The sequence below is a fragment of the Levilactobacillus hammesii DSM 16381 genome (assembly GCF_001434395.1).
Classification (GTDB): Bacteria; Bacillota; Bacilli; order Lactobacillales; family Lactobacillaceae; genus Levilactobacillus; species Levilactobacillus hammesii.
This window is the reverse complement of the sequence record NZ_AZFS01000056.1, coordinates 1-11,059: the sequence shown is the minus strand read 5'-3', so window position 1 is coordinate 11,059 and position 11,059 is coordinate 1. Positions and strand designations below refer to the sequence as shown.

Below are 11,059 nucleotides of genomic sequence, written 5' to 3'. Positions count from 1 at the left end.
CTCGGGCCGTCCTGCCCACCGCGTTCCAGCCCAAATTTGGCGAACGGTAAGGCGGCGGTTTGCTTATACTTTGTTATTTTCAAAGCCATACAATTAGGAACACGTGAGTCGAAAAGACTGGCGTGTTTTTTTTGCGTTCTCAGGGGTGGCATTGAAACGGTCCATTGGCGACGATACAGGGGGCTGTCAACGGCGATGACCACAACTAATCCCCCCATTTTGGGCAACTTGTCCCGCACCCATTGCCAAGCGGTTGCACAGGCGCGTATACTTTGGATATGTAAAAGTTTCGGGAGGGGATATTTTTGAAGTTGAATAGTAAAGTTGGACGACTGCTAATTGGACTTTTTAGTTTAGTGTTCTTGTTAGTAGTTAGTCAGGTGGCAACACCAGCGAAGGCCGCGACCAATCACAACGGCGCGGACTTTACCACCTCAGCCAGCGTGACCAACGGACCTGATTTTAAGCATTCAAATACGGTCAATGTGGAATATGATCTGAGTTTTGGCAGCACGCCGATTCATGCTGGTGATACCATCACCCTTGATTTTCCTGAGAATTTAAAGGGAAAGACGCCCGGTGACACGTTTGATGTGACCGACGAGGATGGTACCGTGATTGGTAAGGCGGTTGTCTCCGATAAGGGCGTCGTGATTACCATGAATGATGCCTTAGAAAACAAGACCAATGCCAAGCTAAAACTGATCTTAGCCACGCAGTATCGTTACGAGGATACTGGTGAAAAAGACGTGGTTTTCCCATTGGAGAATGGCGGTAGCAGTACGTCACAAATCAATATTGTGTCTAATGAAGCTAACCTGTCTAAGAAGGGGACGCTGCAGAACGATGGCACGATTAAGTGGACGATCTTAGTTAATCGTCGTGAATTGGAAATGAAGAACTTGGACGTGACCGATACAATCGGGGCTAACCAAGAAATGATTCACGGCCTGACAGTCAGCAAGGGAACTTGGCAGAATACAACGACCTACCAACGGGAAAAACCAGCGTTGACTGAAGGTACCGATTACGATGTTACATACAACGATAAGGGATTTGATCTAAGCTTTAAGGATACGGTTAACGATATGATTGTCGTGGACTACTACACTAAAGTCACGGATCCCGAGTTGATTCATTCTGGTTATAAATTTAGAAATAATGCCGTGATGACCTGGGGTGGCGGCACCTCTGGTGGTAAGAATTCCGAAGAGGCTAACGGTAAAGTCTCCTCTTCAACGGGTAACAGTGGTTCCGGGAGTGGGGACGTCAACGAGACCGAAGAACCAGGGGTCGACACTGACGAAGACACCGGAACTGGGACGACTGATACCGATGGCGGGACTGAAACCGATGAGGAAGAGGAAGCCCGCGAACAAGAAGAAAATAAGGAAGCCGAAGCTAAGAAAGAAGCTGCCAAGGAAGCTGCTAAAAAGCAGGCTGCCAAGAAGGCCAAAGCGGCTGCTAAAAAAGCGAAGCCTGCAGTTGCCAAGGCAACGGCTACTGAAAATCCGGGTAGCACCACAAAGACAACCAACACGAAGTTACCTCAGACCAATGATCAGGGGAGCTTACGCGGTGTGGTCGGGGGCATCTTGGTCCTCGCAACGCTAGGCGCTAGTGTCATTGTTCGGCGTCACTTTTAACAAGTAATCGCATTTGAAAGGAGCTTGGCAGACGCCAGGCTCTTTTTTTAGCAGGATTGTTAAGATTAAAATCAGTCGCTATGTGGCAAATGTCACAAGCTCTGGTATACTCGAGATAACCATTACGATTCCTGGGGAGGGGAAATTATGCAACAGTTACGGCAATATCGTCAATTCTGGTTTGTCATCATTTTGGGAGCCCTCGCATTATGGCTTCAATTTGTTAATCATCAGGCAAAGTGGGCCCAGATTCTGATCACGGGGTTAGGCTTACTCCTGGCCATCATCATGTTTATCGAGATGGTTAGAACCTTACGTTCCGGCAAGTTTGGTGTCGACTTGCTGGCCATCACGGCGGTGTTAGCCACGTTAGCCGTGGGCGAATACTGGGCGGCATTGATCGTGTTGCTCATGCTAACGGGTGGGGATGCGTTGGAGGACTTTGCCGCCAGTCGCGCCAACAGTGAATTACAGGAGTTGCTGAATAACTCACCCCAAACGGCGCACCGGGCCGAGGGTGAGACGCTCACGGATATTGCGGTTAGTTTGGTGACGGTAGGTGACCGGCTATTGGTCAAACCGGGTGAAGTTATGCCAGTTGATGGGACACTGCTCACGGGGCCGACGACGGTTAACGAAGCCTCGCTGACTGGTGAGGCGCGTCCCATTGAAAAGAGAGCCGGGCAAACCGTGATGTCCGGGAGTATTAATGGTGAAGCCTCGGTCTACCTGCGGGCGGATCAGACGGCCGATAACAGTCAGTACCAGAACATTGTGCGGCTGGTTAAACAAGCCGAGTCCCAACCTGCCAAGTTTGTCCGGATGGCCGATCGTTACGCGGTGCCGTTTACGCTATTAGCTTACGTGATTGCGGGGTTGGCTTGGTACTTTTCCGGCGATCCGGTTCGCTTAGCGGAGGTCTTGGTGGTGGCTTCCCCCTGCCCATTGATCTTGGCGGCACCAATCGCGTTGATCTCGGGGATGAGTCGGGCTAGCCGTAATGGGATTATTGTGAAAACGGGGACCACGCTGGAAAAGCTGGCGCAGGTCAAGACGTTTGCCTTTGACAAGACGGGAACGATTACGCAGGGCCGCCTGGTCGTTGACCAAGTGGTGCCCGTGACGGCGTTGCCCGCGGAAGAGCTCCTACAATTAGCAGCCAGCACGGAGCAGCACTCCGGTCACGTTCTTGCACAGTCACTGGTTGCGGCCACCACGGCGCCGTTACTGCCAGCCACAGACGTGAATGAAACGACCGCGCAAGGTGTCATGGCGACCGTTGATGGGCAAGTGGTCCGCGTGGGTAAGAGTAGCTTTGTGACCGAAGAAACGGTTGAAAAGTCCAATCAGACGGCGGTTTATGTGTCGATTGCGGGAATCTATCAGGGTTACGTGAGCTTTAATGACCGCGTTCGACCCGAGGCGAGCGCGACCATGGCGGCCCTACGCGATGCCGGGGCGGCTCACCTGCTGATGATTTCCGGTGATCGCCGGCCAATTGCCGAGACGATTGCGGGTGAAGTGGGGATCGACCAGGTTCACGCGGAGTGCCTTCCCGCCGATAAGATTAAGGTCTTGGCGGACCTTCCCAGCGACCAGCGTCCGGTAGCCATGGTGGGGGATGGCATTAACGATGCGCCTTCACTAGCGACGGCCGATGTGGGGATTGCGATGGGGGCCCACGGGGCAACCGCGGCCAGTGAATCGGCGGATGCGGTCGTCTTAAAGGATGATTTGACACGGGTTAGCACCGCACGACTGATTGCCCACGATACCATGCGGGTAGCCAAACAAGCCGTTTTGATCGGAATTTTTATCTGTACGGGCTTGATGCTGATTGCCAGCTTTGGGGTAATTCCAGCCATCATTGGGGCGGTGTTCCAAGAAGTGGTGGATACCGTCACCATCCTCTATGCACTCCGGGCGCGGACGGATCGGTAAGCGCCAAGCTTTACTTCTAGATTATTATTATCGCATCATTTTTAAAGGGATCTGAGCTGATAGGCTCAGTTCCTTTTTTTATTGCCAAATGAATATAGGAAACCGGCATCAAATTTAAGTGGTTAGGTTACTTTCCCTTCAACTGGTGAATGCGGTATCATGGACTTGTACAGTGTTGCCAAATTTAATCGAAGAGGAGCCTGTAAGATGACAAAATCAATCAACACCGATTATTTCTTTGATGAACCGGCTTTTAACACGCATGACGGAGGTTACGTGCCGTTGGAGGAACCCGCAATTCCGCAACAACCGCTACGGATTCCACCGTTATTGAAGCCGGATAAGGAGACCGCGACGGATACCTACTACACGGTCGAGGCACAGGCGGGTGAAACCCAACTGTTACCGGGTAAGAAGACCAAGACCTGGGGCTATAATGGCAGTCTATTAGGCCAAACCATTGTTTTTCCTAAGGGGAAGACGATGCACATTGACCTGAAGAACAGCTTGCCCGAGTTGACCACGTTCCACTGGCATGGCTTAAACGTGCCGGGACCTTACACGGATGGTGGCTGTCACGCGCCGGTCTATCCCGGACAGACGCGCCACATTGACTTCAAGGTGGACCAACCGGCCGCAACGTTGTGGTTACACGCCCACCCGTGTCCATCCACGGCGGAACAGGTTTGGCGCGGCTTGGCAGGTCTGGCTCTGGTGACCGATGACCAAGAAGCCCAGTTACCTTTCCCCCGGAACTATGGTGTTGATGATATTCCGTTAGTCTTGCAGGACCGCCGTTTCCATGAGGACAATCAGTGGGACTATAACGCCGATTATGATCCGGATGGGGTTCAAGGCCCAACGCCGATGATTAACGGGACGCTCAATCCTTACTTTGACGTGTCGACACAACGGATTCGGCTGCGCATCCTAGATGGTGCCAACCGCCGGGAATGGCGGCTACACTTCAGTGACGATCTCCCATTTACGCAGATCGCCTCTGACGGTGGGGTATTGCCAGAACCCGTTGAATTTACGCATTTGATGTTGACCTGTGCCGAACGGGCCGAAATCATTGTGGACTTTGGTAAGGTTACGCCTGGCAAAACGGTCACGTTGTATTCTGACGATGTGCCGTTGGTTCGGTTCCGGGTTCACGATTTCCAGACGGATACGGCTAAATTGCCGGACCATCTCGTTGATATTCCCGATCCAGACGTCACCCCTGACACGCCTATTCGTAAGGTAGTCATGTCCGGCATGGATGAACAAGTCATGATTGACGGTAAGAAATTTGAAATGCAACGGATCGATGCCAAGCAAAAAGTGGGCAACGTTGAGCTGTGGGATGTCACGAACACCAACGATATGGGGAGTGGCATGGTCCACCCCTTCCACATGCACGGTACGCAATTCTTAGTTATTTCACGGAATGGCAAGGCCCCATACCCTAACGAGCATGGGTTCAAGGACACGGTCGGGGTCAACCCAGGCGAAACGGTCCGCATCAAGGTCTGGTTCGAACATACCGGGGTCTACATGTACCACTGCCACATCATTGAGCACGAAGACGGCGGTATGATGGCCCAAATCGAAGCCTACGACCCAGATCATCCCCAAACCTATAAGTTAATGGATATGGACACGCTAATGAACGCGGTCGCGAAGGAGCGGGGAATCGACGTGAAGGATCTCCACTTAGCGGGAATGAGTTCATATGAGAAGATGGGGATGAAGATGTAAGAGTGCGGAACGAGGCGCTTAGGTCCTGAGCATTAACGTCATTAAGTGCCCGCTCGGTGGAACCGAGCCGGTGCTTAATGGGGTTAAGCGCAGGGACCTGCCTCGTGTAGCACGTTTCAGAAGCCGCCAGTCTCCGAAACATAGTGGTAAAGAACGAGCCAAACGTCCCGAGAATTAGCTACCAATAACAGTCAATTCCGGGCAGGAGTCCCCTATTTGTCTAAGCGGAAGAATCTGGCTTGCGTAACGCGTTTCAGAGGCTGCCAGTCTCCGAATCATACTGGCGAGAGCAAGTCCAACGCTTCAAGCTAGCATAACCATTAACAACCGAGCCGGTGCTTAATGGGGTTAAGCGCAGGGAACTGCCTCGTGTAGCACGTTTCAGAAGCCGCCAGTCTCCGAAACATAGTGGCAAAGAACGAGCCAAACGCCCCGAGAATTAGCTACCAATAACAGCCAATCCCGGGCAGGAGTCCCTTATTTGTCTAAGCGGAAGAATCTGGCTTGCGTAACGCGTTTCAGAGGCCGCAAGTCTCCGAAACATATTGGCGAGAGCAAGTCCAACGTTTCAAGCTAGCATAGCCATTAACAACCGAGCCGGTGCTTAATGGGGTTAAGCGCAGGGACCTGCTTTTCGGAGGCCGCCAGTTTTCACCACAGTCTCTCGTTCACCATCAAATATAAAAACGATCACGGAATTTTTTCGGAATTCCGTGGTCGTTTTTTAGTGGCCGTGAGTCTGACCACGAAGAACGTGATCCACGTGAGCCAGTGTTTCGTTGACGATGTCCAGGATGTGCGGGTCATCTAAGCGATAAAAATTCTGCTTGCCCACACGGCGAACTGCCACTAACTGTTCTTTCTTGAGCATGGCCAACTGGTGGGAGATAACGGATTGTTCCACGTTTAAGAGTTGGCTGAGCTCACTCACGTTGAGTTCCTTTTGTTCCAGGAGGTAAAGGAGCTGTAAGCGCGTGGGGTTACTGAGAAGTTTAAAGATGAGTTGTGAGGCCTGAACCATCTTTGGCGCAATGAGGGTGACTTTTTCTTGAGAATCCGCCATAAAAGGGTTGCTCCTTTCATATGTAGATGATAACATATGTTATAGATAACATGTAATAAAGGGGAGGATAACGTGGTTAAAACAATTCTAACGGGGGTCACAGCCTATATTTCGACCGGACTCGACTACTTAATTATTCTAATGGTAATCTTTGGTCGCGTAAAGCATCAAGACCGGTGGTTAGTCCTGGCGGGGGACTTTGTGGGGACGATTGTGCTAGTCGGCAGTTCGCTGGCAATTGCCTTTTTCTTGGGGTTTGTTCCGGCGCCCTGGTTACTGGGTCTGTTGGGGATCATCCCAATTTATCTGGGAATCAAATTGTGGATTCAGGGGGATGACGACGATACGGGTGCCATTGCGGACAAGGTCGCTGATCCCAAGGGGTTAATTTGGAGCGTGGCGGTGATTACCATGGCGACCTGTGGTGCGGATAATGTGGGAATCTACGTGCCCATCTTTACTACGGTTGATCCCACCAAGATTCCCTTGATTTTAGTGACGTTCGCCGTGATGGTGGTCATTTTCTGGGAAATTGGGTATCGCTTGGCGTGCTTACCCAAGGTGGCAGAAATCCTGGAAAAACAGGGACGCTACATCACGATTGCCGTGTACATCCTGATTGGGCTATACATTATGTGGGATAGTGGGACCTTTCAGCACCTGATCCAGTTGGTGTAGAGGATATGACGTCGTACCGGTGCAAAGTGATGCCGCCTTACCGTTTCCCATAGCAGCCGGAATTTCTGGCCGCCGCAGGTGAAGGGCTACCGTTGATGTCATTTTTTTCTCAAGAATTCTGAACTTAGACATAAAAAAACTAGCGCATCGCCGTAAAGTAGGCGGTGCGCTAGTTTAATGTGGTGCGATTTAGAAGAATAACTTGCTAGCAATCGTGACGCAGGTCATCAGGATAACCGAGGAAATAGTCGCAGCTAGGAAGACGTTGCCCCCACGCTGGAAGATTACCCGGAAGTTGACGCTCATACCCAAGGCGGCCATGGCCATGCCCAGGAAGATGTAAGCTAACTTGACGAGTCCGGCCAAGGCAACATCGCCTAATGGCAGGAAGGTTCCGATGATGCTGGTTAAAATGAAACCAGCCATGAACCAAGGAATCGGTAACTTGGCAGGACCTTCATTAGCGGCCGCTTCGGGGTTAGCCTTGCGTGATTGGTGTTGGTACCACCAGCCGATAATTAAGGCGGCCGGTGCCAGCAACAGCACCCGTGAGAGCTTGGTGATGATGGCGGTGTCTAGACTGACCGGACCACCAGCACTCCCGGCCGCAACGGCGTGGGCAATTTCGTGAAGGGAGCCCCCAGTTAAGACCCCAAACTGAACGGCGGTTAAATGCAGGAGAGGCTTCAGGCCAATTTCGACCAAGGTGAAGACCGTTCCTAAGATAGCCACGATGGCGACGGCCAACACTTCATTTTCCCGTTGGCGTTCGGCCTTATCTGCGGGAACCTTGATCTGCGGGGAGACCCCCATGACGGCAGCGGCACCACAGATGCTGGTCCCGGTAGCGGTCAAGATGGCCAGTTCCTTTTCGACGCCCATCTTGCGGCTGAGATTATAGGTTAAGAAGACCATTCCAGTAACCACGAAGGCGGCTAGGGTGATGGTCTTCACGCCAGCTTGGGCCAGTTGAATTAAGTTGAGTTTGAAACCTAACAGAATAATACCTAATCGTAAAAACTTATTGCTAATAAAACCAATACCTGCGCGGTTGGCGTTAATCACCTGGGGCTGAACCTGACAAGCCATTCCCAATAACAGGGCGATGACCAGGGCACCCACCAGGTTTAAATAAGGCAGCTGAGCCAGAAAGCTTCCCGCCACAGCACAAGCTAAGGTTAAGAGTGATGCGAACCAGAAGCCACGGCTTACCACAGTTGTCCGAATATCCAAAATAATCTCCTCCTCAAAAATGTCTACGCTTAGTTTACCGGAAGTTGATTATAAGATAAAATTGGAATGAATAATAACGTTATAATTTGAACTTATGATAAGGAGTTGACAACATGCTCGATCACCGGTACCAAACCTTTTTAGTCTTAGCGACGACCAAGTCCTATACCCGGACGGCCCAGCAGCTGTACATCAGTCAGCCGGCGGTTTCTCAGCAAATTAAGAATCTTGAATCCGAGCTTGGCCTGGAATTGGTCCACTATGAACGGCCTAAATTATCCATTACCGCAGCCGGTCAGGAGCTGGCGGCGTTCATTCAGCGGGTTCAGGTTCAGGCGAATAAGGTCGTGACGACCCTGCAGCATCCACAGAAGACCCGACAGGTCACCTTTAGTACGACCCTGTCGCTAAGCGAATTTCTGGCCCCCCAGCTGATTACGCTATTGCAACGGCGGGACTATCACGAAATTAATTGTCGCGTAACCAATACGCAGGCGGCCTTGCGCGCACTGGAGGCGGGAACCAGTGACTTTGCCCTGATTGAAGGTAATTTTGACAAGCAACGCTACGGCTACGAGATTGTGCGGCAAGAACCGTTCGTGGGCGTGGTTGCGGCCGACCACCCCTTAGCCCAGCAGGCAGTCGTGAGTTGGGCGGACCTCACGGCTTACCCCTTGATTATTCGTGAGGTGGGTTCGGGTAGCCGGGAGATTTTGGAAAACTTGGCGCATGCGGCCAATGTGACCTTTGCGGAATTCCCCCAACTGGTCACCGTGAACAATCTGGCGGCCATTCGTGAGATCCTGTTGCGGGGGAGTGGCGTCAGCTTTGTTTATCGGTCGGTCGTCGCGGATGCGCTACGAGCCGGGCAGTTAAAGGTCTTGCCACTGCAAGCCGGTCGGTTGCGCCACGACTTGGATCTGGTCTATCCACGAGACAGTTATTTTGCGGCGGCTTATCAGGAATGGGCCAGTGCTTTACGGGAATAACGGTTTTTCTGAGAAAATGAGCTTATGATTAGACAAACACCCCTTAATATTGATATATTAGTCGTATTATTGTAAAAATTATCGAGAAGGGGTGAGCCATCGTGACGAAAAAAACGAGACGGGCCATTTTTATCTTAGTATTTAGTGAATTTTTAGTGTGTTTAGGAATTAGTTTAGTCATTCCGGTCATGCCGTTTTTGAAGAATCAACTGCATTTGACGGCGACCGACATGGGGATTATGAGTGCCCTGTTTGCGTTTTCTCAGTTCGTGGCGTCACCCCTGATTGGGCGGTTGTCCGATAAGATTGGGCGGAAGCCGGTGCTGACCACCGGACTGTTTCTGTTCATGGCCTCCGAAGTGTTGTTTGCCTTGACCAACCAGTTAATGGTCTTCAACATTTCGCGGATCATTGGTGGGCTATCAGCCGCAATGGTTGTTCCCACGGCGATGGCCTTGGCTGCTGACATTACAACGAAACGCCAACGGGCCAGAGTGATTGGCTGGTTATCCGCGGCCTTTAGTGGGGGCCTGATTCTGGGACCCGGTATTGGCGGTATCCTGGCCGGTATTAGCTACAAGACGCCGTTCTGGGCCGCTGGGGCGTTGGGACTAATCAGTGCCATCGTGTTAATCAGCTTACTGCCAAGTGATGCTGAAACGAGTAAGATTCGTGACGCCGAAGCGCCTTCGGAAATGGCCACGAAACCGACGGCCCATCCGATGACTCGGGAGTTCTGGACGGTGCCAATCATTATCTTGTTTACCATGATTCTGGTGTCTTCATTTGGACTGCAGGGCTTTGAAAGCATCTACAGTATCTACGTCAACGAGGTTTTCCACTTTAGTCTAAATAACATTGCGTTAGTGTTGACGCTTAACGGATTAATCTCGTTATTCTTGCAGGTTGCGATGTTTGATACCCTGGTCAGTAAGTGGGGCGAGCGCCGGGTCATTCGGGTCTGCTTCTTCCTGGCAGCAATCTGCGTGGTATGGATCACCCAGGCACACGGTAAGATTGCCGTGATGATTGCCACGTTGATCATCTTCTCCGCATTTGATTTGTTGCGGCCCGCAATCACCACGCTGCTGACGAAAGCCAGTGAATCAAATCAGGGACTGATTAATGGCCTGAACATGTCACTGACCAGTGTGGGGAACATCGTGGGACCTATCATGTCCGGGATGCTACTGGATATGAACCCACATTACCCCTACCTGGTGGTGTCGGTCTTCTTGATCGTGTCCTACTTGATGGCCTTTCTGTTGAAACGGCCGGATCAATTACAGTCGGCGGCAGAGAAATAATTGAAAATCATGAACGAGGGGAACGGGACAATGGTCTGGTTCCTCTTTTTATTTAAGCTAAATTTGGTTCACCCACGGCTCTACGGCATGTTGCCAACAACTTGGCATGAATGGTGCCAAATTAGCGATATTTACAGCAATGTGGCAATTAAGAGCTAGTTTGCCGGAATCTCTGGCAGCCGCAGGTGGTATTATCTGGCGCGTTAAGTTGGTTTTCGTCAGTTTGGGGCCATAACCGTTAATTATTGGGAGTGATGAGTGGCTTTGAGGCGGCTGGTCCTGTATGCTAAGCCAGTGCTTTGGGGAAATGTCGCTGCAAAGGTTTGGGGAGGCAAAAATGCCTGCCCGGTACTGCCGAACAGGCACATTTAAGATGATTGGGGGGGCGGTTTTGCAACATAAAAAAACCGAAAATTGCAAGAACAAGTTAGCCACACAAAACAGCCCCAGGATATTCCG

9 protein-coding genes are annotated in these 11,059 nt (G+C 51.3%); 6 read left to right on the top strand and 3 right to left on the bottom strand.

The genetic code is table 11. The annotated features are described in order from the left end of the window. Positions 1–203 (bottom strand): hypothetical protein (locus tag FD28_RS13420; RefSeq protein WP_235806863.1); only part of this gene is annotated, 203 nt, incomplete at its 3' end. Positions 204–356: 153 nt separating this feature from the next. On the opposite strand from FD28_RS13420, the gene FD28_RS06650 reads away from it, so the two are divergent. From FD28_RS06650 to FD28_RS06640, 3 genes are all read left to right on the top strand, one after another. Continuing rightward, on the top strand, positions 357–1,646 hold the full coding sequence (locus FD28_RS06650; protein ID WP_235806862.1) for a collagen binding domain-containing protein: 1,290 nt from the start codon (positions 357–359) through the stop codon (positions 1,644–1,646). Positions 1,647–1,793: 147 nt separating this feature from the next. After that, positions 1,794–3,587, top strand: a complete 1,794-nt coding sequence (locus tag FD28_RS06645) for a heavy metal translocating P-type ATPase (protein ID WP_057733859.1) — start codon at positions 1,794–1,796, stop codon at positions 3,585–3,587. Between the two features lie 207 nt (positions 3,588–3,794). Then, the gene (locus FD28_RS06640; RefSeq protein WP_057733856.1) at positions 3,795–5,330 is read left to right on the top strand and encodes a multicopper oxidase family protein; all 1,536 of its coding nucleotides are present in this window, start codon (positions 3,795–3,797) and stop codon (positions 5,328–5,330) included. Positions 5,331–6,054: 724 nt separating this feature from the next. Here FD28_RS06640 and FD28_RS06635 read toward each other — a convergent pair. Continuing rightward, positions 6,055–6,393: an ArsR/SmtB family transcription factor gene (locus FD28_RS06635; RefSeq protein WP_057733854.1), complete on the bottom strand. Its 339-nt coding sequence runs from the start codon at positions 6,391–6,393 to the stop codon at positions 6,055–6,057. 72 nt (positions 6,394–6,465) lie between these two features. Here FD28_RS06635 and FD28_RS06630 point away from each other — a divergent pair, with 72 nt between their 5' ends. Then, positions 6,466–7,071 carry a cadmium resistance transporter gene (locus tag FD28_RS06630; RefSeq protein ID WP_057733852.1) on the top strand — a complete coding sequence of 202 codons (606 nt, stop codon included), beginning with the start codon at positions 6,466–6,468 and terminating at the stop codon, positions 7,069–7,071. A gap of 189 nt (positions 7,072–7,260) precedes the next feature. On the opposite strand, the gene FD28_RS06625 is transcribed toward FD28_RS06630, so the two are convergent. Continuing rightward, positions 7,261–8,304, bottom strand: a complete 1,044-nt coding sequence (locus tag FD28_RS06625) for a YeiH family protein (RefSeq protein WP_057733850.1) — start codon at positions 8,302–8,304, stop codon at positions 7,261–7,263. A gap of 113 nt (positions 8,305–8,417) precedes the next feature. On the opposite strand from FD28_RS06625, the gene FD28_RS06620 reads away from it, so the two are divergent. Then, positions 8,418–9,293 carry a LysR family transcriptional regulator gene (locus FD28_RS06620; RefSeq protein WP_057733847.1) on the top strand — a complete coding sequence of 292 codons (876 nt, stop codon included), beginning with the start codon at positions 8,418–8,420 and terminating at the stop codon, positions 9,291–9,293. Between the two features lie 101 nt (positions 9,294–9,394). Then, on the top strand, positions 9,395–10,600 hold the full coding sequence (locus FD28_RS06615; RefSeq protein ID WP_057733845.1) for an MFS transporter: 1,206 nt from the start codon (positions 9,395–9,397) through the stop codon (positions 10,598–10,600). Positions 10,601–11,059 lie beyond the last annotated feature (459 nt).